The organism is Sorangium sp. So ce1504 (genome assembly GCF_051521635.1).
GTDB lineage: Bacteria > Myxococcota_A > Polyangia > Polyangiales > Polyangiaceae > Sorangium > Sorangium cellulosum_B.
Window position 1 is genome coordinate 1654305 of record NZ_CP150365.1, and the last position, 23878, is coordinate 1678182.

25 protein-coding genes and 1 pseudogene are annotated in these 23878 nt (G+C 71.1%); 11 read left to right on the top strand and 15 right to left on the bottom strand.

Features of this window, described 5'->3' with window-relative positions:
* Positions 1 to 70 precede the first annotated feature (70 nt).
* Positions 71 to 625, bottom strand: a pseudogene (locus WMF39_RS06220) (TetR/AcrR family transcriptional regulator); the annotation flags it as partial.
* 201 nt (positions 626 to 826) lie between these two features.
* Positions 827 to 1693 carry a LysR family transcriptional regulator gene (locus WMF39_RS06225; RefSeq protein ID WP_437744624.1) on the bottom strand — a complete coding sequence of 289 codons (867 nt, stop codon included), beginning with the start codon at positions 1691 to 1693 and terminating at the stop codon, positions 827 to 829.
* A gap of 96 nt (positions 1694 to 1789) precedes the next feature.
* On the opposite strand from WMF39_RS06225, the gene WMF39_RS06230 reads away from it, so the two are divergent.
* Positions 1790 to 2635 (top strand): ketopantoate reductase family protein, encoded by an 846-nt coding sequence (locus WMF39_RS06230; protein ID WP_437744625.1) that lies wholly within the window; start codon positions 1790 to 1792, stop codon positions 2633 to 2635.
* 7 nt (positions 2636 to 2642) lie between these two features.
* Here the strand turns inward: WMF39_RS06230 and WMF39_RS06235 are convergent, their stop codons facing one another.
* The 3 genes from WMF39_RS06235 to WMF39_RS06245 form a co-directional block, all read right to left on the bottom strand.
* Entirely contained in the window at positions 2643 to 3311 is a 669-nt protein-coding gene (locus WMF39_RS06235; protein WP_437744626.1) for a glutathione S-transferase family protein, read from the bottom strand.
* A 117-nt stretch (positions 3312 to 3428) separates the two neighbouring features.
* Positions 3429 to 3938: an SRPBCC family protein gene (locus WMF39_RS06240; RefSeq protein ID WP_437744627.1), complete on the bottom strand. Its 510-nt coding sequence runs from the start codon at positions 3936 to 3938 to the stop codon at positions 3429 to 3431.
* Between the two features lie 10 nt (positions 3939 to 3948).
* A complete protein-coding gene (locus WMF39_RS06245; protein ID WP_437744628.1) occupies positions 3949 to 4278 on the bottom strand; it encodes an ArsR/SmtB family transcription factor in 330 nt (109 codons plus the stop codon).
* Between the two features lie 218 nt (positions 4279 to 4496).
* Between WMF39_RS06245 and WMF39_RS06250 the strand changes: the two genes are divergently transcribed.
* The 4 genes from WMF39_RS06250 (at position 4497) to WMF39_RS06265 (ending at position 6502) form a co-directional block, all read left to right on the top strand.
* Positions 4497 to 5015 (top strand): SRPBCC family protein, encoded by a 519-nt coding sequence (locus WMF39_RS06250; protein WP_437744629.1) that lies wholly within the window; start codon positions 4497 to 4499, stop codon positions 5013 to 5015.
* On the top strand, positions 4999 to 5358 hold the full coding sequence (locus WMF39_RS06255; RefSeq protein ID WP_437744630.1) for an ArsR/SmtB family transcription factor: 360 nt from the start codon (positions 4999 to 5001) through the stop codon (positions 5356 to 5358). The genes WMF39_RS06250 and WMF39_RS06255 overlap by 17 nt, the downstream gene beginning before the upstream one ends.
* 127 nt (positions 5359 to 5485) lie before the next feature.
* Positions 5486 to 5740: a UPF0175 family protein gene (locus tag WMF39_RS06260; protein WP_437298218.1), complete on the top strand. Its 255-nt coding sequence runs from the start codon at positions 5486 to 5488 to the stop codon at positions 5738 to 5740.
* 270 nt (positions 5741 to 6010) lie between these two features.
* Positions 6011 to 6502 (top strand): Fur family transcriptional regulator, encoded by a 492-nt coding sequence (locus WMF39_RS06265; protein ID WP_437744631.1) that lies wholly within the window; start codon positions 6011 to 6013, stop codon positions 6500 to 6502.
* Positions 6503 to 6813: 311 nt separating this feature from the next.
* Here the strand turns inward: WMF39_RS06265 and WMF39_RS06270 are convergent, their stop codons facing one another.
* The 5 genes from WMF39_RS06270 to WMF39_RS06290 all read right to left on the bottom strand — a co-directional run bounded on the left by WMF39_RS06270 (position 6814) and on the right by WMF39_RS06290 (position 10790).
* Positions 6814 to 7044, bottom strand: coding sequence for a hypothetical protein (locus WMF39_RS06270; protein WP_437744632.1), 231 nt, complete (start codon positions 7042 to 7044; stop codon positions 6814 to 6816).
* A gap of 174 nt (positions 7045 to 7218) precedes the next feature.
* Entirely contained in the window at positions 7219 to 7995 is a 777-nt protein-coding gene (locus WMF39_RS06275; RefSeq protein WP_437744633.1) for an ABC transporter ATP-binding protein, read from the bottom strand.
* Positions 7995 to 8810, bottom strand: a complete 816-nt coding sequence (locus WMF39_RS06280; protein WP_437744634.1) for an ABC transporter permease — start codon at positions 8808 to 8810, stop codon at positions 7995 to 7997. The genes WMF39_RS06275 and WMF39_RS06280 overlap by 1 nt, the downstream gene beginning before the upstream one ends.
* Positions 8807 to 9637, bottom strand: coding sequence for a molybdate ABC transporter substrate-binding protein (gene modA, locus WMF39_RS06285; protein ID WP_437744635.1), 831 nt, complete (start codon positions 9635 to 9637; stop codon positions 8807 to 8809). The genes WMF39_RS06280 and modA overlap by 4 nt, the downstream gene beginning before the upstream one ends.
* Positions 9638 to 9683: 46 nt before the next feature.
* The gene (locus tag WMF39_RS06290; protein ID WP_437744636.1) at positions 9684 to 10790 is read right to left on the bottom strand and encodes a substrate-binding domain-containing protein; all 1107 of its coding nucleotides are present in this window, start codon (positions 10788 to 10790) and stop codon (positions 9684 to 9686) included.
* A 258-nt stretch (positions 10791 to 11048) separates the two neighbouring features.
* Here WMF39_RS06290 and WMF39_RS06295 point away from each other — a divergent pair, with 258 nt between their 5' ends.
* Positions 11049 to 12476 carry a sensor histidine kinase gene (locus WMF39_RS06295; RefSeq protein ID WP_437744637.1) on the top strand — a complete coding sequence of 476 codons (1428 nt, stop codon included), beginning with the start codon at positions 11049 to 11051 and terminating at the stop codon, positions 12474 to 12476.
* 54 nt (positions 12477 to 12530) lie between these two features.
* Here the strand turns inward: WMF39_RS06295 and WMF39_RS06300 are convergent, their stop codons facing one another.
* Both WMF39_RS06300 and WMF39_RS06305 read right to left on the bottom strand, forming a co-directional pair.
* Positions 12531 to 13073 carry a GNAT family N-acetyltransferase gene (locus tag WMF39_RS06300; protein WP_437744638.1) on the bottom strand — a complete coding sequence of 181 codons (543 nt, stop codon included), beginning with the start codon at positions 13071 to 13073 and terminating at the stop codon, positions 12531 to 12533.
* Positions 13070 to 14353: a hypothetical protein gene (locus WMF39_RS06305; RefSeq protein WP_437744639.1), complete on the bottom strand. Its 1284-nt coding sequence runs from the start codon at positions 14351 to 14353 to the stop codon at positions 13070 to 13072. The genes WMF39_RS06300 and WMF39_RS06305 overlap by 4 nt, the downstream gene beginning before the upstream one ends.
* A gap of 68 nt (positions 14354 to 14421) precedes the next feature.
* Between WMF39_RS06305 and WMF39_RS06310 the strand changes: the two genes are divergently transcribed.
* Both WMF39_RS06310 and WMF39_RS06315 read left to right on the top strand, forming a co-directional pair.
* Complete coding sequence (locus WMF39_RS06310; RefSeq protein ID WP_437744640.1) at positions 14422 to 15999, top strand: PLP-dependent aminotransferase family protein; 1578 nt, start codon at positions 14422 to 14424, stop codon at positions 15997 to 15999.
* A 344-nt stretch (positions 16000 to 16343) separates the two neighbouring features.
* Positions 16344 to 16850: a hypothetical protein gene (locus WMF39_RS06315; RefSeq protein WP_437744641.1), complete on the top strand. Its 507-nt coding sequence runs from the start codon at positions 16344 to 16346 to the stop codon at positions 16848 to 16850.
* Here the strand turns inward: WMF39_RS06315 and WMF39_RS06320 are convergent.
* The gene (locus WMF39_RS06320) at positions 16837 to 17223 is read right to left on the bottom strand and encodes an SDR family NAD(P)-dependent oxidoreductase (RefSeq protein WP_437744642.1); all 387 of its coding nucleotides are present in this window, start codon (positions 17221 to 17223) and stop codon (positions 16837 to 16839) included. The two genes, WMF39_RS06315 and WMF39_RS06320, sit on opposite strands and share 14 nt — an antisense overlap.
* A 329-nt stretch (positions 17224 to 17552) precedes the next feature.
* On the opposite strand from WMF39_RS06320, the gene WMF39_RS06325 reads away from it, so the two are divergent.
* Positions 17553 to 18263, top strand: a complete 711-nt coding sequence (locus tag WMF39_RS06325; protein ID WP_437744643.1) for a DUF3943 domain-containing protein — start codon at positions 17553 to 17555, stop codon at positions 18261 to 18263.
* A 225-nt stretch (positions 18264 to 18488) separates the two neighbouring features.
* Here the strand turns inward: WMF39_RS06325 and WMF39_RS06330 are convergent, their stop codons facing one another.
* Positions 18489 to 18899, bottom strand: a complete 411-nt coding sequence (locus WMF39_RS06330; RefSeq protein ID WP_437744644.1) for a hypothetical protein — start codon at positions 18897 to 18899, stop codon at positions 18489 to 18491.
* A 407-nt stretch (positions 18900 to 19306) separates the two neighbouring features.
* Positions 19307 to 19726, bottom strand: coding sequence for a hypothetical protein (locus tag WMF39_RS06335; RefSeq protein WP_437744645.1), 420 nt, complete (start codon positions 19724 to 19726; stop codon positions 19307 to 19309).
* A gap of 1598 nt (positions 19727 to 21324) precedes the next feature.
* Here WMF39_RS06335 and WMF39_RS06340 point away from each other — a divergent pair.
* Both WMF39_RS06340 and WMF39_RS06345 read left to right on the top strand, forming a co-directional pair.
* Positions 21325 to 21912, top strand: coding sequence for a hypothetical protein (locus tag WMF39_RS06340; protein WP_437744646.1), 588 nt, complete (start codon positions 21325 to 21327; stop codon positions 21910 to 21912).
* Positions 21913 to 22115: 203 nt separating this feature from the next.
* On the top strand, positions 22116 to 23825 hold the full coding sequence (locus WMF39_RS06345) for a WD40/YVTN/BNR-like repeat-containing protein (RefSeq protein ID WP_437744647.1): 1710 nt from the start codon (positions 22116 to 22118) through the stop codon (positions 23823 to 23825).
* The last annotated feature ends 53 nt before the right edge of the window (positions 23826 to 23878 follow it).

The following is a 23878-nucleotide window of genomic DNA, read 5'->3' on the forward strand; positions in this document are numbered from 1 at the left end:
TGCGTTGCGTCGCCTGGAGCCCCCGCTCTGACCGAGCGTCGGGGTCAGGCGGGCCGGCGCTGGTCGCCAGCGACAGCAACCACGCGTGCATCTGCTCCACTTCCTGCGCGATGAAGGTCTCGTCGTGGAAGGCGCTCGCCAGCGTGGCCACCCCCTGGCTCCGGGCCAGGAGGTGCATCGCGAGCTCATCGGCGTCGTCCGCCCGGCCGAGCTGGACGAACTGCCGACTCAGCCACGTCCGGAAGAGCGTGAACAGCCGGTTGGCTCCCGGTCGAGAAGGGTGGTCGAGCTTTGCGAGCTCAGCGCACAGGGTGCCAACGGGGCAACCGTATCGTTTGATGCTGGCGCGGTTCGCGATCAGGATACCGATGAAGCTACGTATTCGGTCCGCGGGGCTGTTGCCCTCGATCTCCCACCGATCGAGCATCTGCTGCGTGCTCGCGAGGCGCTCGTCGATCACCGCATCCAGGATCTCGTCCTTCGTCTTGAAGTGGTAATAGAAGTTGCCGCGTGAGATACCGACGGCCTCCGCGATATCAGCGAAGGATGTGTGCTCGTAGCCCCGTCGATAGAAGAGACCATCAGCCGCTTGAACGATCTGAGCGCGCGTCGTCGGGTTGCTCACAGCATCGCCTCGCCGGACGGCCGCTGTCGCAGCCGCGGAGAGTCGATCTAGTAGGACGATTGTCCTAGGATGTCAAGCGTCGCTGCGTCCGCGCTGCCACGACGCGGGGCGCCAGCGGGCACGGCCGCGGACCGGCGGCGCCTGCAGCACCACCCCGCCGTCGCGCCGGTCGACACGCTGGAGCGGCGCGAGGGCCCGCTGTCATCCACGAGCGGCGGCCCCGGTCGTGTACTCCGCGAACAGCTCGCTCAACGCTTTCGCCATCGCGCGCATGCGCGGCACCTGGCGCAGCTCTCGATGCATCACGACGTAGAACGGGACCGACGGACCCGCGGCGTCGAGCGCCACGGGCTCCAGACCCGGAACATCGACGCCGGCCGCGTGCACGACGATGCCCATGCCTGCCCGCGCTGCCTCGATCCGCGTCTCCACGGCGTTCGAACGAAGCGGGAAATTTCGCGCGCCGCGCTCCACGAGCCAGTGGAAGGGGCCGAGTCCCTGGGTGACTCGCTCATCGACGATGAAGCGCTGGCCTGTGTAGTCATCTCGCGTGACCCGGCGTCCGGGCAGATGCGCCGCCAGGTAAGCGGCGCTCGCGTACAAAGCCGGCTTGACCTCGCCGACGCGCTTCTCGATGAGCACGTTCGAGGCCGAACGACCCCCGCGGAGCCCGATGTCGGCCTCGCGCTCCGCCAGATCGACGAGCCGCGACTCGACCGACACCTCGACGATGGTCGTCTGGTCCTGCTCCCAGCATCGCCGCGCCGCCTGGGCTGCCACGGCGCCAAACCCCTCCGGCACGGAGAGGCGCACGGTGCCGGCTCGTTCACGATCGTGCGCCCCGAGCGCTTGCTCGAACCCGGCGGCGATGTTCACGAGCGCGAGGGCCTCGCGTTCCAGCCGCACCCCGTGGCTCGTCCGGTGGACGACGGAGCGCCCGAGCGCGCGCTCGAGCGTCGAGACGCGCCGCATGACCGTGGAGGCCGACATGCCGAGGCGCTGTCCGGCCGCGAGGAAGCTCCCGCGGCGGTGGACCTCGAGCAGCACACGACAATCGTCCCAGTCCATGGGACGACCCTGCCACCTCGACGGATCTTCGTCCATGCAAAACGGCTTTGTACCAGCGCAAAACCCCCGTGATGCGGCGCAGGTTATGCTGTCTCCATGAAAATGGCAGTGCTCGGTACAGGAGCCATCGGCAGCACATTCGCTTACCAGCTGGTTAAAGCCGGCCACGAGGTCACGGCCGTCGCGCGCGGCGCGCGGCTGGAGCGCCTGCGGGAAGACCGCGCCATTGTTCTGAGCGATGGCGCGCGCGCCCCTGTGGCCGTCGCCGGCACGCTCGACCCGAGCGTCCCGTACGATCTCGTGCTCGTGACGGTGCTGGCGCCTCAGGTCGACAGCGTCTTACCCGCGCTGCGACAGAGCGCCGCGAGACACATCATGTTCATGTTCAACACCTTCGAGCCGCTGGATCGACTGCGGGACGCGGTGGGCGCCGAGCGCTTCTCGTTCGGCTTCCCCGGCGGCGTGCTCGCGCATCTCATCGACGGCAAGCTGCGGAGGCGCATCCTGCCCGGCACCACCGTGGGCAATGCGGCCTGGGCGAAGGTGTTCGGCGCTGCAGGGATCCCGACCGTGACCAGCGCCGATATGCATGGATGGTTGCGCTCGCACGCCGCCATGGTGATCCCCCTCATGTCGATCGGCGTCGTCGTGGCGCACAGGAACGCCGGCATCACATGGCGTGAGGCGCGCCGCTACGCCGCCGCGCTCGCCCAGGGGTTTCACATCGTGCGCGGCCTGGGCCACGCCATCGAGCCCACCGTGGTGGCGCTGCTCAGCCGTCTGCCGCGCATGCTCACCACCGGCTTGTTGTGGCTCATGAGCCGCACCCAGGAGCTCCGGAACCTCGGCGCGCTCGGCGCCGCGGAGCCCCGGATGCTCATCGACATGATGGCGACCGCGGTGCCGAATGAGGCCGCCGAGCTGCTGGCGATCCGCCCGTAGACTGGAGCTAGTCGCGATCGGCCGGCGCGCCGCCCGGGAAATAGTGGCGGTAGGGTCGGCCGCCCTCCACCGCGCGATCGACGGACGGGCGCTCGCGCAGGCGGCGGTAGTAGGCGCGCAGGTTGGGGCGGTCGTCGAAGGGGTGGACCCAGTCGGCGTAGAAAAGCGACGGGGCGGCGGCGCAGTCGGCGAGGGTAAAGGCGTCGCCTGTCGCCCAGGTGCGGCCGGCGAGCTCGCCGTCGAGCCAGGCGTAGACCTTGTCCAGGGCGGCGCGGGCCTGAACCTCCCCGTACTCATCGCGCGGGTTGGACTGCATCTCGCGGATGCGGTTGTTCACGATCACCTGCATCGTATTCATGACGTAGTTGTCGAAGATGCGGTCGAACATCCGCACCTGGAGCGCGGCGGCCGGATCGCGCGGGATCAGGCGGGCAGGATCCGGATGCGCCTGGTCGAGCCACTCGACAACGATGGTCGCCTCCCACAGGGCGAGGTCGCCGACCCGGAGCACCGGGAACTTGCCGAGCGGCCAGAGCGCCGCCAGCTCGGCGCCGGCCTGCGGGTTGGAAGGCTCCAGCAGGCGCAGCTCGAAAGGGACGTCCTTTTCATAGAAGGCGATGAAGGCCTTCTGGGAGTAGGACGAGAAGGGGTGGGCGTAGAGGATCGGTGTCGTCATGGTGGCCTTGCTGCTTCGCGTGTCTGCGAGCGGTTCGTGTCTGCAAGCGTCCGGCGAGACCGTCGAGCGTTCCATCGGAGCGCCCGAAGTTCTCACAAAATCAGCCTGATCGATGTCCTAGCCAGGCCTCCGCGCGCCCCTCGCCAGCTCCTCGCCGAGCGCGTCCAGCATCTGGAGCCAGCTCGGGTGCGCGCCGGTCCGGCGAGCGAGCGCCTCGCTCACGTTCTGCTCGAGCCTCACGAGCGTCCGCCCGTTTCGCTCGACGAAGGTGATCGACACGAGCGTCTCCTCGGGCCAGTCCCGGTCGTGCCCCTGGCTCTCGGAGGAGACGGGATTCCCGTTCGCGTCAGCGATCCGCATGGTGAACGCGAGCCGCTCCGGCCGCACGACCTCGCTGTAGACACCGATGGTCCAGCAATCGCCGAACTGCGGGTTGTGGATGCACGAGTGGAAGCCCCCTCCCGGTCGGACGTCGATCCGCGCGAAGCGGATGGTGCACCCCCGCGGCGCGAACCAGCGCGCCAGCAGGTCGGGATTCGTCCACGCATCGAACACCACGTCGCGCGGAAAATCGAACGTGCGCTCGATGAGGACCGTGGGCTCATGAGGGGTTTGAGAAAATTGCATCGTGACGTGATCACCCTTTCTTCGGCGGATGCAGCTCGTGCAGGAGGTCGTCCAGGCGGCCGAACGCCTCGTCCCAGTGCTGCCGGTACTGCTCGACCCAGCTCGCCACCTCCCGCATCGGCGCGGGATTGAGCTGGCAAACGTGCTGCCGCCCGTCGCGCCGCTTCTCGATCAGACCCGCTCGTTCCAGGGTTGCCAGGTGCTTGGAGATGGCCTGTTGCGAGATCTGAAACGGCTGCGCCAGCTCGTGCACCGACGCAGGCCCCGTCTTGAGCCGCACGAGGATCGCGCGCCGGGTGGCGTCGCTCAGGGCGGCCAGGGTCGTGCTCAGCGAATCCACAACCATATGGTTGTGTATTGGCTGCCGGAAGTCAAGCGAAGGTCTTCCACCTCGAGACCCTCGAGGTGGAAGACCCCCTGAAGGCGTCGTCGGACGCAACGCTGGAGCTCGCCTGCCTTGCTGGCGCCGGACGCCACGGTCGCGCTGTGCGGATGATGTGCAATCAAATGGTTGCACTTCGTTGCGCTGCTCGGTATTGTGCATCCAGGAGGTTGCACATGGCATCGACGGACAGGATCGAGAAGCAGGTCACGCTGCGCGCGCCCGTGTCACGCGTGTGGCGGGCTATCGCCGACGCCCGGGAGTTCGGGCGCTGGTTCGGGATCGAGCTCGAGGGCGAGTTCGCCGCGGGCAAGACGCTCACGGGCATCTTCGACGAGGGGCTCAACGAGGCCGCCATCATGGACTACCAGAAGAGCCGCGGTCTCCGGCCTTCGAAGGTGAAGCTCCCCGAGAAGGGCGCGGTGTTCTGCACGGTGGAGCGCATCGAGCCGGAGCGGTACTTCAGCTTTCGCTGGATCCCGTATGGCATCGACGCCGAGGCCGACCCGGACAACGAGCCGACGACGCTCGTCGAGTTCCGCCTCGAGGGGGTCGCCGACGGCACCCTGCTCACCATCGTGGAGTCCGGCTTCGACCGTGTGCCAGCGCATCGGCGCGAGCGCGCGTTCCGCATGAACGAGGGGGGATGGGCCGCTCAGGCCGAGAACATCGCGAAGTATGTCGAAAACGTGTGAACCGGCGGTCGCTGACGTCTTCTTCGCCCTCGGCGACGGGACGCGGCTGTCGGTGGTGACCCGGCTCGGCGCCGGAGGGGCGCTGTCGGCGACCGCGCTCTCCGACGGAGCGAAGGTGACGCGACAGGCGATCGTGAAGCACCTCCGGGTGCTCGAGGGCGCGGGCCTCGTGACGCACGAGCGGCGCGGGCGCGAGGTCCTCTACGCGCTCGAGCCGCGGCGGATCGAGGAAGCCCGCGTGTTCCTCGACGGCATCTCCGCAGGCTGGGATCGCGCGCTCGAGCGGCTGCGCCGGATGGTCGAGGAGCCTCCGTCGTCGACGCGTGAACGGGAAGCGCCATAAGAGGGCGGCTTGCAGCGCAAGCATTCGGGCGCGGCAGTCGAGCGCCGCCCAGAATCGCAGCGCCGACGCCGGCTGTGGCCCCCGAGCCGACCTCGACACCGGGGCGCTTCGCGCGATACTCAGAGGCATGACCATCGTCGCCCTGACGGTACCCGACGACCTCTGCGCAGCGCTGCAGGTGCCGGCCGAACGGCTGGCGTCCGAGATCGCCTTCGCCGCCGCGATCCGCCTCTACGAGGAAGGCCGGGTGTCGCTGGCCAAGGCCGCCGAAATTGCATGCGTGGAGCGTTTTCGCTTCGCAGCCCGGCTCGCGGAGATCGGCATCCCGACCGCGGCGTTCGACCCGGCCGATGTGGATGTTGCCAAGACGGCAGCGAGATGACGCTTCCGGTCGCGGTGATCAGCGATACGGGGCCGCTGAGCTACCTTCACCGACTCGGGCGCCTCGAGCTTCTGCAACAGCTCTATCGGCACTTGCTCGTCCCACCTGCCGTCGTCGCAGAGCTCAACGTAGGGCTTCGCCTGGGCAGAGATCTGCCCGACGTGACCACCCTGGACTGGATCGAGCTGCGATCGCCTCCTGCTCATGCGCTCCAAGGGATCGACGGGCTTGGCGTTGACCATCTTGCGAACGGTTCGTATAGTTCCCCGCGTGCGCCATGTGACCCAGCCGCCCGCGCTCGACGAGGCCGGCCTCGAGCGGGCGCTGGAGCGGCTGCGGCGCACGGTGCGGCAGCGCGGCCTGAAGGGGTCGTCGGTCCGCGACTCCATCGCGCGCGCGGCGCTCCTCAGGCGAGGCCACTTCTCGGTCGACGACCTGCTGAAGGAGCTCCGCGAGAGCGGCGTCGTCGATGCCCACCCCGCCACGGTCTACCGGGTCCTACCCCTCCTGGTGGAAGCGGGGCTCCTCCAGATGACGCTCGTGTCGAAGGGCGACGGCGCGCGGTACGAGCGAGCGTTCGAGCGTGAACATCACGACCATCTGATCTGCACACGCTGCGGCAAGGTCGTGGAGTTCGAGTTCGAGGCGATCGAGGTTCTTCAGCGCGATGTCGCGGAGAGATTCGGCTTCCGCTTGACGGGCCACGTCCACGAGCTGCTCGGGGTCTGCAAGGACTGCAGCGCTGCCGGCGTCGAGGGCTGACGCGCGAGAGGCGCCCTGCCGGCGCCGCAGCGCGACCGGATCACCGGCGTGCCCGACCGCGAGGCAGGCGGCGTACATGAGCAGCGACCCGGACACCGCCGTCAGGTAGCCAGGCCACTCGACCCAGCCGGCGCTCAGGGCGACGAACGCGCCGACGAAGCCGAACATCGCCGCGCAGCCGGCCACGGCGACCCACCGGCCAAGGCGCCCCATGGCCGCGCACGCGAGCCCCCGGACCCGCACGCCGAACGTCCCCCTGGGCCCGTCCAGCGGAAGCGCCGTCGAGGCCGCGCGCGCGAGCGCCCGGGCCCTCACGCGACACCTCGCCTCACGACGCTCATCACCTCGGTCGTCCTCCGCGCGTGGAGCTCCGCGGAGGCCTCTCCGAGCACGGCCCACAACGCCTCCAGGCTGGAATCGTCGAGCCGGACGGAGACGGGGCCGAGGTGAATCGAGATACCCCCGCAGTCCAAGCACCGCTGGACGTGCGCGACGCCGTTGTACGCGAGGGTTTCGTGACGACAGTCCTTCGAGTTTGACAAGTCGACCTCCCGAGCGAGACGGTAACGCGAATGATTATCATTTTCAACATGATCGCGCTGGGGGGCGACTGTGACTGGGGGGCGACTGTGACTGGGTGGCGACTGACCGACGGATGGCCTCGCGCCCGGAGATCCGGCCGTGACAGAGGGTCTTCGCTGCTCCTTGCTGAATTTTCAGGCCGAATCCGCGCTACGGGAGGGCGGCGCGTCGCCGGCGCTGCGCGCCGAGGCGACGAACTCCTCCACGAAGGGCGACGCCGGTCGGGCGGAGAGCTCCTCCCAGGTGCCTGCCTGCGTCACGCGCCCTGCCTCGAGGACGGCGATGCGATCTCCCAGGAGCCGCGCGTCCGTGGCGTCGTGCGTGACGACGACGGTGGGGAGGGCGAGCGTCCGCAGGTAGTCCGAGAGGAACGCCCGGACCTCGCGGCGCGAGTGGACGTCGAGTGCGGCGAGCGGCTCGTCGAGGAGCAGCGCCCGCGGGCTCACGGAGAGCGCGCGCGCGAGCGCCACGCGCTGCTTCTCGCCCCCGGAGAGCGCCTGCGTCCGCCGGTGCGCGTGCGCGGCGATGCCGAGGTCGTCGAGCATGGCGTCGACGACCTCGGCGTCGGCCGCGCGCCCCCGCCGCGCCGGATCGCTCCGCACCGCGAACGCGACGTTCTCACGGACGCTGAGGTGCGGGAACAGCGCGTAGTCCTGGGGCACATAGCCGATCCCGCGCTGCTCGACGGGCACGTCGATCCCGGCCGCCGTGTCGAGGAGCACCGCCTCGCCGACCTCCACGCGCCCTCGCTCCACGGGCAAGATGCCCAGGAGGAGCGAGAGCAAGGTCGTCTTCCCGGCGCCGTTCGGCCCCACCAGGACGAGCGACCCGCCGCCGGTGTCGAGATCGGCCTCGATGCGCAGGCGCCCGATGCGCGCGGTCACGCGGGCGCGGAGGCGCTCCGCCGCCATCACGGCGCCGCCTCGGGGCGCTCGGCCTCGGTGGAGCGCCCCAGCACGGCCCGCACGAACAGGAGCAGCGTGAACGCCACGACGACAAGGACCATCGACAGCGCCTGCGCGGCGCGCAGCTCCGACTCGAGCGCCGTGTAGATGGCGAGCGGCAGCGTCTGCGTCCGCCCCTCCAGGTTGCCGGCGAACATGAGCGTCGCGCCGAACTCGCCGAGGGAGCGGGCCCAGCTCATCGCGGCCCCCGCGGCGAGCCCAGGGGCCGAGAGCGGCAGCGCCACGCGGAAGAACACCCGGAGCGGCGACGCGCCGAAGGTCCGCGCCACCACGAGGAGCCTCGCGTCGACCCTCCGGAACGCGCTGGTCGCCGCCTGCACGAAGAACGGCGCCGAGACGAACACCTCGGCGACAACGACCGCCGTCGTCGTGAACGAGACGGACCACCCCACGGGGTAGAGCCACCCGGCGAGGAGCCCGCGGCGGCCGAACGCGAGCAGCATCGCGACGCCGGCGACCGCGGGCGGGACGACGATGGGCAGCTGCACCACCGTCTCGACCGCGCGCGAGAGCCGCCCGCGCGAGCGCGCCAGCGTCCAGGCGAGCGGCGTCCCCAGGACGACCACGACGGCGAGGCTCGCGGAGGTCGTCAGGAGGCTCAGGCGCAGCGCGGGCCACACGAGGGGGTGGCGGAGCCCCTGCTCGACGTCCCCCGCCGTGGCCGTCGCGAACAAGGCCAGGATCGGGACGGCCAGGAAGGCCACGAGGACCGCGCCGACCGCGGCCAGGGCGACCCGCTCCGCGCGGAGGCGCCCGCTCACCGAGGCGCGCCCCCGCCGGAAGGCACCAGGAACCCGGCGCGCCACAGCGCCGTCCGGCCGGCCTCCGACGTCACGAGATCGATCCACGCGCGCGCGAGCCCGGGGTGCGCGGCGCCGGACACGACGGCGATCGGGTACTCGGCGAGGACGTTGACCTCGGGCGGGATCGCGACGACGACCACGCCGTCCTGCGCGGCCTGCGCGTCCGTCCGGTAGACAACGCCCGCCTGCGCTTCCCCGAGGCGCACCTTGGCGAGCACCTGCCGCACGTTGGGCTCGCGCGAGGCGACCCTGGACTCCACGCGCGCGCGGAAATCCGCGCCCAGGGAGGCCGACGCGCGATCGAGGATCTGCAGCGTGTAGCGGCCGATCGGGACCTCGGGGGTGCCGATGACGATGCGGGTCGCGGCGGGGAGGTCGGCGAGCCCCCGGACGGTCGCGGCGCTCTCGCTCGCGACGACGAGGACGGGCTCGTTGCGCGCGAAGACGACGGGGCCCGCGGCGCGCTGGGATTTCACGAGCTCGTCCATGTGGCGCTGATCCGCCGAGGCGAACACGTCGACCGCGGCGCCGTGCTCGAGCTGCGTGCGGAGCTCCTGCGTGCCGGCGAAATTGAACGTGACCTCGACGCCCGGATAAGAGCGCTTGAAGTCCTCCCCCAGCGCGGTGAACACGTCCCGGAGGGAGGCGGCGGCGAAGACGACGAGCCTGTCCTCCCGCTGGGCGGACGCCGGCGAAGGGTGCTCGCAGCCGCCGAGGACGGCGAGGCACGCCGCGAGGATCAGGAGGGGGAGGGCGCGCGCCAGCTGTCGTCGGGGGCAATTCATCCGGGAGACTCCTCTGTTCCGTCGTTCTCTGGCTCGGTCCGCGCCGTCATGCCGCTCGCACCTCGGCGACCCGCTCGCCCGCCTGCCGAGCGTCGTAGGCGAGCGCCGAGAGCTCACGGCGGAACTCCCCTGAGACGAGGACGTCGAGCAGGCGCTGCACCCTGCCGTCATCGAGCCCCTCGCGCGGGACAGCGAGGTCGTAGCGCTCCTCGGCCAGGGGCACGAAGCCGAGCCCGAACGCCATCGCCGCGTCGCGCGTCGCGACGCCGGTGTCCGCCGCGCCCATCGCCACGGCGCGCGCGACGTCGAGGTGGCCGGCGACCCGCAGGTGCGGCTTGCGCGCGAGCTCGAGCGGCAGCCCGTGGCCGCGGACCTCGCGCTCGAGGAGCCGCTGGGCGCCGGCGCCCGCCTCGCGGCCGGCGAGGCGCAGGCCGGGGAGATCGAGGTCGGCCACGCCGCGGATGCGGCCGGCGTCCTCGCGGCGAACGAGGAGGCCCGCCTCCCAGCGCGCCAGCGTGATGAGGACGATCGGCTCGGCGTGCCCGAGCCGGCGGACGTCGGCGACGTTCGCCTCGCCGGTGCGCGCGTCGACGAGGTGGACGCCCGCGACGTGGGTCCGCTGCCGGGCCAGCGCCTGGAGGGCCGCGGTGCTCGAGCGGGGGAACCAGAGGAACCGCCCCGGCCCCGGCCTCGTGTTGAGCCGGTCGGCGAGCAACCCGAGGCCGGCCGCGCAGCCCATCACGACGACGTTCTCCTCGACCTCGGCGAGCGCCCGGAGGGGCTCGACGACAGCCCTCCCGCGCCGCTCGCCGGTCACGATGCCGTCCGCGGCCACCCGCACCGCGTCCTGCTCGAGGGGGTAGGAGACCCAGCGGTCCGCGATGCGCGCGACCGCGGCGCGGCCCAGCGCCGCCGGAGCGTCGGTCTCGGTCGCGAGGTCCGCCGCCGCGCTCGACCCCCCGAAGAGGACCTCGACCGAGCAGTCGAGGGCGCTCGCGAGGCGCAGCGCGACGTCGACCGCCGGGGTCGCGCGGCCCGCCTCGATGGCGCCCACGCTCTGCCTCGTGAGGCGGGCGCGCTCGGCGAGCGCCACCTGGGACAGCCCGCGCGCCTCGCGCCGCGCGCGAACCCGGTTCGCCGCTCGGTCCGTCATGACGCACACTCTTTACACCGAGGAACGCTTTCTTGTCATCCGTTGGCCGCCTCGAGATGCCCCTCGCCCCCTCGACAGGTCGAGTCGCCCCGCTCGTCGCGCATTGTCCTGCCACGCTCCCGCTCGCCGCCGGAGCGCGTCTCGCCATGCTGTGCGGCGCCGGGGCGCCTTGCTCTTCGCGCAACGCGGCCTAGCCTTCGCGGAGTGGCTCAGCCCCACGGATCCGCCGACGCCCGCCGAGAGGACGGAACTTCGGTCATGCCGACGCGGACGCGCTTCGAGGCCACGGCGAGGATGGGTTACGCCATCCTCACCCTGCTCCTGGCGCTCGGCATGGCGTTCTCGGTGCGGCGCTTCTCGTCCGTGGCCGAGGCTCAGATCGATCGGCTACGCGCCAAAGAGCACGAGATCACGCTCGCTGAGCGGCTCCGGTGGAGCAGCGAGCTCATCGTGTCTGACGGCAGGGGCTACCTCATCTCCGGCGATCGCGAGCTCCTCGAGCAGGCGAAGAGCGCCAGGGCGCGCTTCGAAGAGCACGTCAGCGCGCTTCGAGACCGGACGCTCAGCCCGACCGGTCTCCAGCGGGTGGCCGAGGTCGAGCAGGCGGCCAGGCACTTCGTCCGGATTCAGGAAGAGCTGCTCGCCGCCCGGCAGCGGACCGGCGACGCGAGCGAGCTCGTGCGTCGATTCGATGAGGAGCTGAGGCCGCGTCACCGCGATCTCGAGGGCTCCCTCGCCCGCCTCGTCGACCATAAGCAAGACCTCCTCAAGCAGCTCTACGATGACGCGAAGGCGGAGCGAGCCCGGCTGGAGCTGTGGCTCGAGGGCCTGCTGGGCTTGCTGGTGCTGGCCGGCCTGGGGATCGCCTGGTACTTCACGAAGCTCCTCGGCGGCCCGTACCACAAGGCGCGGGAGGCGCGCGACGCCGCGCGCCTGGCGCTGGCGGCCCGCGACGAGCTCATGGGCATCGTGGCCCACGATCTGCGCAACCCGCTCGGCGCCATCGCGCTGAAGGCCGCGTGGCTGCGGCGGGGCGCCGACTCCGAGCGAACACGGCAGCAAGCGGAGTCGATCGAGCACGTCTCGCTGCGGATGGAGCACCTCATCAGGACGATGCTCGACGTGACGACGATGCAAGCCTCCAGGTTCTCGGTGACGCCGAAGCCGTGCGCGGTGGAGGATCTCCTGCACGAGACCATGGAGATGTTCGGGCCGCTCTCCGAGTCGAAGCAGGTCCGGTTCGAGCAATCCCTGAAGGAGCCCGGGCTCGTGATCCGCGCGGAGTGGGAGCGCGTGCTCCAGGTGCTGTCGAACCTCCTCGGGAACGCGCTGAAATTCACGCCCAAGAGCGGCCAGGTGACCCTCTCGGTGGACCGGGACGGGGCGATGGCCCGCTTCGCCGTCCTCGACTCGGGGCCGGGGATCCCACCCCAGAACCTCACGAGCATCTTCGAGCGGTTCTGGAAGGACGAGACGCCCGGGAAGAAGGGCACCGGCCTCGGGCTCTACATCGCCAAGGGGATCGTCGACGCGCACGGCGGCCGCATCTGGGTGGAGAGCGAGGTCGGGCAGGGGGCCCGGTTCTACTTCACGCTCCCGATCGCCGAGGCGGCGGGGCACGAGGCGCCCGCGGCGGCAGAGGCGCCCGCGCCCTCGGCGGGAGGCGAGGGCCGCCCGCGCGGGTGAGGCGTCGATCCACGCGGCGCGCGGCGCGCGGCGGCGCCCGTGCCGCCCGGCGCTTCACGGCTGCCCGCCGGCCAGCGCGTCCTCCCGGACGCGCGCGTAGAGCAGCACGTCGCCGAGCCGCCCGTCCTTCACGACGTGGCGGCGCATCCGCGCCTCGAGCGCGTAACCCGCCTTCTCGAGCACGCGGGCGGACGCCCCGTTCCAGTCGAAGACGCCGGCCTGGATGCGCTCGAGGCCCAGCTGCTCGAAGCCGTACCGCGTCAGCGCGATCACCGCCTCGGTCGCCAGCCCGCGGCCCCAGTAGGCCGCGCCGAGCCAGTAGCCGAGCTCCGCGGTGTGCCGGTGCACGTCGTCGAGGCGCTCGAGGCCGATGCCGCCGGCCGCCTCGCCGGCGACCACGATCGCCAGGGCCTCGCCGGGCCGCGCGCGCGCCGCGCAGTGCGCGATCCAGCCCTCGGCGTCGTCGCGCGTGTACGGGTGCGGAAAGCGATCGCGGAGGTTCGCCCAGACGCGGCGGTCGTTCGCGTTCTTCACGAGCGCGTCGACGTCGACCGCCGCCCAGGGACGCAGGGTGAACGCGGGCATCTCGAGGATCATGGCGTCGCTCCCTCCGGTCGAGCCTCGCCGGCCCGAGCCTCCGATCGATCGAAGAGCTTCACGAGGATCTCGCTCCCGATGCCGGTCGCGACCATCCGCTCGCGGCGGTTCGAGAGCAGGGCGCCGAGCCACGGCAAGGCGCCGCCGTCCCCGAGCGGGAGCTCGAGGCCGTCGTCCCGGCGGACGACGAGCTGGATGAACGGCCCGGCGTAGTAGCCGAGCCCCTGCAGCCGCCCGAGATCGTGCACGACCTCGACCTCCGGGCGCGCGCGCGCGAGCGGCTCGCTGACCTCGGCGACCCAGCGCTCGGCGCGCGCGAGGAGCTCGGGGCCGAGGCCGAGGGACCGCGCGGCCCCCACGAGATCCGCCGCGCGCCGCGGCAGATCGACGCCGGCCTCGCGCAGGGCCGCCTCGGACGACCCGGGCTCGTGCGCCTTCGCCCGCCGCGCCATCGCGTCCGCGTCGACGCCGCGCGCGCCGAGGCTCGCGCGGACCAGCGACGTGTCGGAGAGCACGACGCGCAGCCCCGCGGCGCGGAAGCCCGCGTGAGGCAGCGCGCGGACGAGGTCCGCCCAGACGACGAGGTGCTCGAGCAGGGCGCGCCGCTCGCACGCGTCGTCCTCGCCGCGGGCCGGCGAGCGGGCCGCCGTCACGAGGGCGAACAGGCGGAAGTGCGGCGTGAAGCCCGGCTGGGTCGTGGGCTGCATGCGCAGGACGCGCTGGCTCGCGCAGAACCGCAGCGGCTCTCCGCCCCGGGTCCCGCGCCGGCGCCGCGCGGCGTGCAGCGCGAGCCCCGTCGTGGGATCCGCGGCGACCTCGGCGAAGCGGACCGTCGCGAGCACGTTGTTCGGCTCGACGCCCGCGCACGCCGTGGCGCCGAGCGGCCCGATCGGGGCGAGATCCACCGCCTCGAAGCCCGCCGCCGCCGCGTACGCCGCCGCGTCGAGGGCGTGCAGCCGCCGGGCGTCCGCCGTCGAGGCGTGCGTCATGGGCGCGCGCTCCGCGTGATCGAGGACGTCGGCGAAGCTCCGCCGCAGCGCGCGGCGGCGCAGGCAATGGAGCAGGAGCGTGGTCAGCTCGTTGCCCGGGAGGTCCTCGGCGAGGAGCCGATCGAGCGGCTGACCGGCGTGCGCCTCGGCCGCCCGGCGGGCGATGCGCGACGAGAGCTCGCCTGTCTTGCCGCCTTCGAGCGGCCGCCGCGGGGGAGCGGTGGGCCGCTCGCGGGCGGTGGGCCGCTCGCGGGCGGTCAACAGCGTCGTGAGGTCATCGGCGGTGGGCATGGCTGGCTCCTCGTCGACACGGTGCCCTGGATCTGGCACCCTGGAAAGCTCCAGATACGCCGGTTTCGATGGTGCCAGCGCGCTCCGCCTCTCACGCCGCCCACGCCTTCCTCCACCTGCAGCGCGGCGCGCCGGCGACGCTGGCCGCCCAGCTGGTCGAGCAGCTGCGCCGCGCCGTGCTGGACGGCGTCCTCCAGCCCGATCACCTGCTCCCGTCGTCCCGCGAGCTCGCGCGGGAGCTCGGCGTGTCGCGCAACACCACTGTGGCGGCGTACGAGGCGCTGGCCGCGGACGGCACCATCGTGGTGCGCCCTCGGCGGGCGCCGGTCGTCGCGCACGTGCCGGCGCGCGCGGGGTGGCAGAGCGCCGCCCGCGTCCAGCCGGCGGCGGCCGCGCCGCGCACGTCGAAGAGCGCGCGGCGGCTCTCGGCGGTGGTGCCCCCCGACAAGCTCGACGCGCTCCTCGGCAGCCGCGCGCGGTCGCGCCCGTTCGGCGTCGGCCTGCCGGACCTCGAGCTGCTCCCGTGGCGCATCTTCGAGCGGTGCCTCGCGCGCCGCGTCCGCTCGATGTCGGCGGCCGACGCGCTCGATCACGATCCGCGGGGCGCGCCGCTGCTCCGGCGCGCGGTGCTCCACCACATCGCGGTGGCCCGCGGCGTGCGCGCGACGGTCGACCAGGTGTTCATCACGGAGGGATCCCAGGCCGCGGTGGACCTGTGCTGCCGCGCGCTGCTCGATCCGGGCGACGCCGCCTGGGTGGAGGACCCGGGGCCGCTGGCCCTCCGCGCGGCGGTGCGCATGGCGGGCGCGCGGCCGATCCCGATCCCGGTCGACGAGGACGGGCTCCGGGTGCACGCCGGCGCGCATCGACGTCGGGGCGCTCCGCGCGCGCGGGTCGCCTTCGTGTCGCCGGCCTACGCGTTCCCCTCGGGGGCGCGGCTCACGCTGCCGCGGCGCATCGAGCTCCTGTCCTGGGCCGCCAGGGCGGGCGCCGCCGTCGTCGAGATCGACTACGAGGGCGAGCTGCGGTTCGACGGCACCCCGCTGCCCTCGCTCCTCAGCCTCGACCTCGAGGGCGTGAAGGATCGCGTGATCCACGTGGGGACCTTCAGCCGCTCGCTGTTCCCGGGCCTGCGGCTCGGCTTCATGATCGTGCCGCCCGCGCTGGTGCGCGCCGTGGCCATGGTGCGCGCGGCGTCGACGCGCTCGCCGCCCTACCTGCTGCAGGCCGCGCTCGCCGATTTCATCGACGAGGGCCACTTCGCGCGCCACCTCCGGAAGCTGAAGCAGGCGACGCGGCGCCGGCGCGACCTCTTGCTCGCGGAGCTCGGGCTGCTCTTGCCGAGCGCCGTCCGGGCGCGGGCGCCCGCGGGGGGCTCGGTGCTGACGCTCGACCTGCCCGCGGGCGTGGACGACGTGGCCATCGTCCAGGCGCTCGCGGCGCGGGGCGTGGACGCGCAGCCGCTCTCGCGCAGCACGGCGGCGCGCGCTTCGGCCCGCGCGCCGCGCGCGCCCGGGCTCATCCTGGGGTTCGGCGCGCACTCGGAGGGCGCGCTCCGGGATGCGGCGCGGACGCTGGCGGCCGTGGTGAGCGAGGCGATCGGCGCGGGCGAGGCCGGCGCATGGCCGGGGTCGCCGCCGCGATAGGACTTGTCCCCCAGGGACGCGGTACCGCCCGTCGTGAGCGAGCGCCGCGCCCACCGCCGCGCCGTACGAGCAGGGCTCGTCCGCGATCCGGCCCGCTGGTCCGGGCGCGTTCCGGAGAGCACGCCGATGCAGGCCATCGCCGTGTCACCGCCTGCCACACCTGACACCTGTCACACCCGGTCCGTGTGGCAGGCTCCCCGGCGTCGCAGGACGGGCGCGCGAGCGCCAAAAGCAGGAGCGGACCGCGCGCACGCGGAGATCGCGCGGGTCCTCGCCGCGAGGACGGGCTGGCATCGAAGTCGCAATCCGCGAGACCCGTGACCTCGTAGACGGAGGAGACGCTCATGCTGCTCAAGAAGATCGTGGGGATGTCCGTGCTCATGCTGTCGGTCGGCTCGGCTGGAGCCTGTGGCGGGCTCGAAGGCTCGAAGGAGACCGACGTGGAGGAGGTCGAGGCGTTCGCCAGCCCGATCGAAAACGAATATCAAGGGTTCGGGTGCGTTCCCGTGGCCATGTCGATGTTCGAGATGGAGGCGTACGGCGTCGGCTCGTCCTGTGCCCTCATCGGGCGGAAGAAGAACGCCGAGAGCCGCGCGATCGACGCGCTCGAGGCCCACGCGGAGAACGAGTGTGAGGCGATCCGGGACGATAACCCGGAGGTCTGGGACATCCTCTGTCGGGAGATCTGCGAGTTCAACGGGTACGACGAGACGACCGGCACGGGGATGTGCTCGTACGAGGTGACGGACACGGACACGTGGGAAGAATCCGGCTGTGCCATCGGCTCGCGGCAATACAACCAGCAGGAGGCCACCGTCCAGTGCGGCTGCGACTGCCTCATGGACCTCTGAGGCCGAGCGCGCGAGCGGCCCGGCTTCGCCCCTGGCAGGGCGATGCGAGGATGCGCTCCACCCGCGCCGCGGTCATGTCCTCGAGGCGCGCCTGCCGGTCGAGCACGCCCGCGTTGTTGACGAGCGCCGCGATCGGGCCGAGGTCGCGGTCGACGCTCTGGAGCAGGCGCACGACGTCCTCTTCGCGGCTCACGTCGGCCGCGATCGCGAGGGCGACGCCGCCGTGCGCGCGGATCTCGTCGACCACCCTCGCCGCGGCGCCCTCGTCGCGCAGGTAGCTCACGGCGACCGCGTAGCCTCGGCTCGCGGCGAGCAGCGCGGTGGCGGCGCCGATCCCGCGGCTGCCGCCCGTGACGAGCATGATGTCGGCCATGGCGCGGGAGCCTACGCGAGCCCGCGGCGAGGCGGGGTGCTGTGAGGCTCGCGGTCGCGCTGGAGCGCTGAGCAGCTTGGAAACCAGAGAAATGAGCCGCCAAAGCGCCAAGCACGCCAAGGACGCCAAGCACGCCAAGAAGATGAGCCGCCGAGTCGTCAGGAAGACAAGAAGATGAGCCGCCAGGTCGCCAGGAAGACACCAAAATCTTGGCGTCCCTGGCGACCTGGCAGCTCAACTTCTTGCTGTTTGCATGCGGCTTCGACCCGCTGGTCGCTCTAGACTCGAGTCTGGTCGCCGCACCCACCGCGCGCCGCGGCCGCTCCCCGATGGCCCCGATCCGCCTGTGCGCTGCCGCTTTGCTCACCGTCCTCGTCGCCGCGTGCGCCGGCCGGACCACGGCGGTTCCTCCGGCCGAGTCGGCCTTTCCGCCTGGCCTCCCGGCCCCCTTGCCGGAGCGCGCGCCTGCCGCGGGGGAGCCCCAGGCGTCACCACGTGCTGCCGCGGCCGAGGCCGTGGAGCCCGCCTGGGCGCCGCCGATCGTGCACACGCTGGCCGTGCTCACGGTGACCCGCAGCGTCGAGGCGGTGCTGTGGCCCGAGCCCTTCGCCGACCTTCGCGCGGAGCGATGGGGATACCACTATGGCGAGGCGCTCACGAAGCCGCCGCTCTTCGACGCCGCTCAGCCCGCCTTCCGGTGGGATCACGACCCGTGGCCGATCAACGTGGTCGGCCACGGCCTGCTCGGGAGCGAGATGTACCTCAGGGCGCGGATATGCCGCTTCGGCGCCCCGGCCGCGCTCGCGTTCGCCATCGCCGGCACCCACCTCTGGGAGTACGGCTACGAGGCCAACGGCGTCCGGCCCTCGGCGCTCGATCTTGTCTACACGCCGCTCGCCGGGGTCCTCCTGGGCGAGCTCCGGTACGCGACCTGGCGCGCGGCAGGGGGCATCGAGAGCGCGCCGGCGCGCCTGATCCTGCGCGCGCTCATGGATCCGTTCGGCGAGATCGAGCGGGGCGCCGGGGTCTTCGACTGCTAGTCTCGAGGTGGACACAGCTGCCTGACACCGGGCAGCTGTGCCCACCTCGAGACTACAGCGGTTTCCGCCCACCTCTGCACCATGCAGAGCAGAGCGGCGGTCACCCGCACAGGAGACGGGCCCAGATCGGCGTTTTCGGCGCGCAAGCGCACTCCGGTGCGCTGAGCACCGAAAACGTCGAGGTGGGCCCGTCTCCTGTGCGGGTGACCGTCGCTCCAGGACCTGTCAGCAGAGATACGCGTAGAAGTTCCCGAGGGCGCGAAGCGGCTCGATCACTCCCTGCTTGCCGCCCGCCAGAGCCGATTGCCTCCAGCGAATCGCTCTGTCGAGCATGGCTGCAATCCTCCGCTCAAGCTCGGGATCCCTCATGAGCGGCGCCCAGAGAAGCATGCCTGCGCCGCCGACACCTGCGCCACCGTATGCGACCCAGCTGGCGGGATTCTCCCGCCGGAACTGGAGCAGAAACCTGTGAGTCGATCCGTCAGAGAATTCCAGACTGTTGATGGTGCCTGAGCGCCACGTGACCAGGTCAGCCACGTCGAGCCCGTTCATCACCGTCGAGCGCCAGGTTGCTCCCAGGTCACTCGAGCTCCTGACGGCCTCGGGAATGAGCCCGTCACCAACGTTGAGCTCCACCGATGGCAGCACTCCCACGAAAGCCCAGGTGCCGAACAATGCGCCGCGACGGTGTGAGCCTCGCAGGAGGTCCCCACAGTCGCAGCGGATCGTCCACCGCCCATCGTCCAACCGCACCGGCTTGCCGATGAGCGATGCGAGCGGCAGGCCACAGGCGTCGCACGCCGTGGGAGGTCGCCAACCGGGAACACCCTTGCGCGCGCCGAACGGAAGCCGCGAGAAACAATTGTCGCACAGGGTAGTGCCTGCCAGCTGGACGCTTCCCGCGGTAAACGGGCATTCGATGTGCGCATTGTGCAAGCCGGTCGCTGTCGCGCCTTCCAAGTGTCCACTCCTTTGCCGAACTTGGGGCCAGGAAATCGAGACGCGACTCGAAAGTCAAGCTCCTTGCCTCTGGTTCGGGATGTTCACTCGATTTCTACGCAGATGGCATCACCGAGCTCGCGAGAGTCGGTCGCGCGGACGCCGCAGCCGTAACCTGGACCGTCGATGGAGCCCCCTCCACCGATCCTCGCAATCCCCCAGTACCCGACGTGAGTGCATATCTCATCCGAGTACGCGGAGGCGGTAGCGAAATCCACGTGCTCGAAGCCTTCCAGGCACTGATCTCCGCCTCTCACTACCGCGAAGGTGGTCCCGTCAATCTCAAAGAGCTGGTAGTTGGGCTTGCAGAGGATGTAGTCCAGCTCGCGGGTATCGTCGGCGTGCTGCTGGCAGTTGTTCCACGGGCCATCTATCGAGGACCCGTCTGCGATACGAAAGACCCCTGAATAGGGGAGCTCATCGCAGCGGGCGAAGAACGTCCAGAAGGCGTCGAGTGGGGTCAACGGTGTGTACCCTACGGGGCAAGATTCTCCTTCGTATACTCCGAACTCCAGCGCCTGAGCTTGAGCCGGTGCGCTCAGCGAGATGCCTCCGGCGACAAGGCCGCAGATCAGGGCGCCCATGGGCATCGTGTGACAGAAGTGTTTCATTTGTTCGCCAATGTGTTGTTATGATGGGTTATGTTTCCAAGCCAAGCGCGTGGTCGTGCGCAGGCGTTCCTTGGTGCATCCTGGTCACGTCGCAAGACGCCCCGTGGGCTCCGCAGTGGAGAGCCCGCTCCGTGCTTCATCGGCCAGCGCGGAGGCATCATTCTCAGAAGCGGAAACGCTGTCAATGTCTAAACGGGCGTGTCGTTTTCATGGATATCTATGATTGGAGTGGAAATGGCAATCTGATCCTAGTCACCCGGTCAGTAGAACGGGCCTTGCCTTCAGTCGGGCTCTGCAATTCGCTCGTGGGTCCCAGAGCTCGGCGAGGCGCGTGCCGCTCGCGACGTCGTCTCCCTTCACGGCAATCGCCAGTCTCGAAGAGCCGCAGCGGCCGCGCGCGACCCTCGCGCTCGAAGGACGCGCCCGGAGCACCGCGGCGGATCATCGAGGCCAGGTTCCATCCGCCGTGATGTCCTCTGCACCGGCGGAGCCACATGATGAGCCCGCTGCAGCCCGAGGTGCGGAGGCAGGCGCATCCGACCCGCCCCGCATCCGCGCCGGGATCACGTCCAGAGTATGCGGCGACACGGCGGGCGACGCCAGACGGCGGGCTGGAACGGCGGCGTTCGAGAAATGAAACAGTGCTATCGAGCGCAGGGCGCCGCCTCCGCGCAGCATCGCGCCGTACCCTGCGTGGCCATCGCCCCGCAGGTAACCGGTGAAGCCCTGCAGCAGCGCAGCTGGAGGCTTCGCTCTCCAGTCCGATTACGGCTTCGAGCTCCTTGCGCGCTGATGTTGTGAGATCAGGGCAAGCGCCCGTTCCGTGTGGCTGGCCTCCAGCATGCTGATGATGGAGTGGACCGCCTGGATCATGTTGAGGAGCGCTCTCCTGGGCACGTCCCACGAGCGCGCGAAGGGCTCCGAGCTCCCGGGAAGGTCGATTCGTGTGAGGACCGCCACGACCTCCCCGCGATCCTGCAACACCAGGTCCTGTGACATTCAGCCGCGGCGGGAGGCCGTCGGCCGGGATGGCGGGGCAGAAGGCTACTCGAGTGTGACTTTCACGAAGGTGGACCGACTGGCGATGTCGCGCCTCCCCCACGAAAGGTCTCATGAATCGGCTCTGCGCCGCAAGGCCCCGATGCTGTCCAGCGCCATGGGGCAGGTCCGTCGAGCACCGGCGGCAGTCGACGCGTCTCCAGCGGGCCGGGGCGCCCTCCGCCGCCGCGTCGCCCGCGATGAAGGGCCCGCGGCATCACCGGTTCCACCGTACAGCCACGCTGTACGCGCTGGTTGACATCGAGCACCTCACGCGATCCGCCTCCCTCCTTGAAAAGTGACGCTGTATCGACAACTTATCCATCTGTCGAAGGGCCGCTCTCGCGCCACGGCCTGCGGGCCTCGCTGTCGCTCTGGCGCCCGCTGCTGAACGACGGTATTGGGGATCGAAGATGCATCCCGCCTTCGCCGTCATTCAATTCGGTCCCTTTGCGAGCGCCTACCACGCGGCAGCGATGACCCCGGAGTTCAAGGAGGCGCTCGGCGCATTTCTGGAGAAGGAATTGCTGCCGCAGGTCGAACAGCCTTTCGAGTCGACGAGCGGAGCCCTGGTGGCGGCCTACGATGCAGAACGGTACTGCGGTCCGAACAGCGCCGTCCGCGACATCTATAAATTTGAGTTCGCGTTCCATCGTTCGTCGGGCGATGACACGATCGAGGTCGAGCTGGTGTTCCGTGCGCAGGCCAGGGCGTTCTCCGCAAGAAGGAACAAACCGCTCTACCTCTGGACTCCCGCCCGCCGCGATCGATACAAGGCGGAAGGTCGACAGCTCCAGCACCTCTGCGGCTGCATCGCGAGGCACGAGGGCGTGGAGGCCGTTTGCCCCTTGTGTTCGGCGGTGCTGAGCGTCCACGATTCGCCAAACCTGTTTGATGTGAGCTGCCCGAGCCGCTGCTTCAAGTACAACGTTCACCGAGATCCGGCGGACGGGCAGTTCCTCCACGGTCACTTCTTCCGGAAGGAGCCCGGTGATGTCTGACCCCGCTCCTGTCGGATGTCGGGCAGCCGGTACACGCCGCCGTCCTCACGCCGATCTTCCTTGTGGTGAGGGCATGAGACGTCGGACGGCCACCGACGTTGCCAACCGACGATGTCGACCATCGCGAGCCTTCGCCGGCAGCGCACGGGGGCCTGACACGATCGCGAGCGCCCCCGGTGCACCGGCCTGGTATCGTGCCCGGAATGAGCATCCGGCACAGCGCCGTCTGGGGACGAGGTCGCCTGATTGTCATCGCGGGATCCGAGGGGCACGTGCTCCGCTCGGAGGACGGCGGCCAGCGCTGGAAGAGGGCGCAGACGTCCACCCGCCAGGACCTCAGCGCGCTCGCAGGCACCGGCGCGGCGCTGATCGCCGCCGGACACTGCGGGACCCTGCTGTCCTCGCACGATGACGGGCAGCGCTGGTCCGACGTGGGCTGCGGCGCGACGGCGGACCTGCGCGGCGTCGCCCTGCGGGACGACGGCGAGGCCATCGCGGTGGGGCTCGGCGGGACGGTCCTCCGCTCCGGCGATCACGGCCAGACCTGGGGAGCCGGGCCGAGCCCCGGAGACCTCTGCCTGGAGGCCGCCGCGGTCGACGCCGAGGGCCGCTTCCTCGCGCTGGCGCTCGAAGGACAGCTCGCCACCCTGCAAGGGGCGACATGGACGCGCCACAAGGTCCCGGGCCGGAGTCCGAGGGCGCTCTGCGCGCGAGGCGGGCTCGTGATCGTGGGCGACGGCGACGGCCATGCCCACGCGAGCCGGGACGGGGGCGCCTCCTGGGAGTCGCATTCCACCGGGACAGGGCGCTCGATCAAGGCGCTGTGGCTCGGCGCCGCGGGCGTCGTGATCGCGTCCGGCGAAAGCGGCATCCTGGCGATCAGCGAGGACGAGGGCCGCACCTGGAGGCGCACCGCGCTCCGGTCCGATCAGCACCGCTGCGCGGCGTGGGGCGATGACGAGGGCGCGATCTGGTGCGTGGGAGACGGCCCCGCCGCCCGATCCCTCGATGGCGGGAAGAGCTTCGCCAAGGTGCCAGTCCAGGCAGGGGACGCGCCGCTCGACGGGCCCTGGGAAAAGGTGCCTGTCCGGGGGAAGTTCCGGGGTCTCTGGGTGCAAGGCCAGGGGAGGGTCGTGCTGGTGGGCGACGGAGGCACCGTCGCGCGAACCCACGACGGCGGCCAGACCTGGGAGAGGAGCGCCGTGGAGGACGCCGGCGCGCTGATCTCCGTGTGGGGCAGCGGCGAGACGATCCTGGCTGTCGGCGAGGGCATCTCGCAGATCCGGACCGAGGACGGCGGGCGCTCCTGGATCGACGTGACAGGCAAACCCGGCGGCGCCTCGGTCCACGGGCAGAACGAGACAAGGGCGTTCGCCGTCCTCGATGGCCGGGTCTGCCGCCTCGGCGCGGGCGGTTCACGGTGGCTGGAGCTGGAGGTCCCGCGCGAGCCGCGCCTCCGCGCCGTCTGGGCGGGGCCGGAGCAGCGCGCCGTGGCGGTCGGCTCCGGCGGGACCATCGTCCGCACGATCGACGACGGCGCCACGTGGGAAGCCGCGGAGAGCGGCAGCTCCCGCGATCTGTCCGCGATCTGGGGCAGGGGCGACGAGCTCTTCGTGGCTGGCGGACTGGGCGTCTTCGACGTGCTGCGCTCTCGAGACGGCGGCGCGACCTGGGCGGTGGTGGCCCAGGTCTCCGGCAGCCTCAGGAGCCTCTGGGGAGACGACGCTGGCACGCTGTGGGCCTGCGGCGCGCGCGGCGTGCTCCTGCGCTCCATCGATGGCGGCCGCACCTGGCGAGGCGAGGCGTCCGGCACCTGGGGCACCCTGTTCGAGGTGCGCGGGGACGGGGCCGAGGTGTGGGCGCTGGGGGAGAACGTTCTGCTGCGCCGGCGACATCGGGCGTCGACAGATTAACTGCCCGCACATTCCTCAGAAATACGTTCGAAACAGAGCGATTGCTACACCAG

Excerpts from the sequence above, each read along its gene's own strand:
- WMF39_RS06225 (WP_437744624.1), bottom strand. The coding sequence starts at position 1,693 with ATGGACTGGGACGATTGTCGTGTGCTGCTCGAGGTCCACCGCCGCGGG.
- WMF39_RS06230 (WP_437744625.1), top strand. The coding sequence starts at position 1,790 with ATGAAAATGGCAGTGCTCGGTACAGGAGCCATCGGCAGCACATTCGCT.
- WMF39_RS06235 (WP_437744626.1), bottom strand. The coding sequence starts at position 3,311 with ATGACGACACCGATCCTCTACGCCCACCCCTTCTCGTCCTACTCCCAG.
- WMF39_RS06240 (WP_437744627.1), bottom strand. The coding sequence starts at position 3,938 with ATGCAATTTTCTCAAACCCCTCATGAGCCCACGGTCCTCATCGAGCGC.
- WMF39_RS06250 (WP_437744629.1), top strand. The coding sequence starts at position 4,497 with ATGGCATCGACGGACAGGATCGAGAAGCAGGTCACGCTGCGCGCGCCC.
- WMF39_RS06255 (WP_437744630.1), top strand. The coding sequence starts at position 4,999 with ATGTCGAAAACGTGTGAACCGGCGGTCGCTGACGTCTTCTTCGCCCTC.
- WMF39_RS06260 (WP_437298218.1), top strand. The coding sequence starts at position 5,486 with ATGACCATCGTCGCCCTGACGGTACCCGACGACCTCTGCGCAGCGCTG.
- WMF39_RS06275 (WP_437744633.1), bottom strand. The coding sequence starts at position 7,995 with ATGGCGGCGGAGCGCCTCCGCGCCCGCGTGACCGCGCGCATCGGGCGC.
- modA (WP_437744635.1), bottom strand. The coding sequence starts at position 9,637 with ATGAATTGCCCCCGACGACAGCTGGCGCGCGCCCTCCCCCTCCTGATC.
- WMF39_RS06290 (WP_437744636.1), bottom strand. The coding sequence starts at position 10,790 with ATGACGGACCGAGCGGCGAACCGGGTTCGCGCGCGGCGCGAGGCGCGC.
- WMF39_RS06295 (WP_437744637.1), top strand. The coding sequence starts at position 11,049 with ATGCCGACGCGGACGCGCTTCGAGGCCACGGCGAGGATGGGTTACGCC.
- WMF39_RS06300 (WP_437744638.1), bottom strand. The coding sequence starts at position 13,073 with ATGATCCTCGAGATGCCCGCGTTCACCCTGCGTCCCTGGGCGGCGGTC.
- WMF39_RS06305 (WP_437744639.1), bottom strand. The coding sequence starts at position 14,353 with ATGCCCACCGCCGATGACCTCACGACGCTGTTGACCGCCCGCGAGCGG.
- WMF39_RS06310 (WP_437744640.1), top strand. The coding sequence starts at position 14,422 with ATGGTGCCAGCGCGCTCCGCCTCTCACGCCGCCCACGCCTTCCTCCAC.
- WMF39_RS06315 (WP_437744641.1), top strand. The coding sequence starts at position 16,344 with ATGCTGCTCAAGAAGATCGTGGGGATGTCCGTGCTCATGCTGTCGGTC.
- WMF39_RS06320 (WP_437744642.1), bottom strand. The coding sequence starts at position 17,223 with ATGGCCGACATCATGCTCGTCACGGGCGGCAGCCGCGGGATCGGCGCC.
- WMF39_RS06325 (WP_437744643.1), top strand. The coding sequence starts at position 17,553 with ATGGCCCCGATCCGCCTGTGCGCTGCCGCTTTGCTCACCGTCCTCGTC.
- WMF39_RS06340 (WP_437744646.1), top strand. The coding sequence starts at position 21,325 with ATGCATCCCGCCTTCGCCGTCATTCAATTCGGTCCCTTTGCGAGCGCC.
- WMF39_RS06345 (WP_437744647.1), top strand. The coding sequence starts at position 22,116 with ATGAGCATCCGGCACAGCGCCGTCTGGGGACGAGGTCGCCTGATTGTC.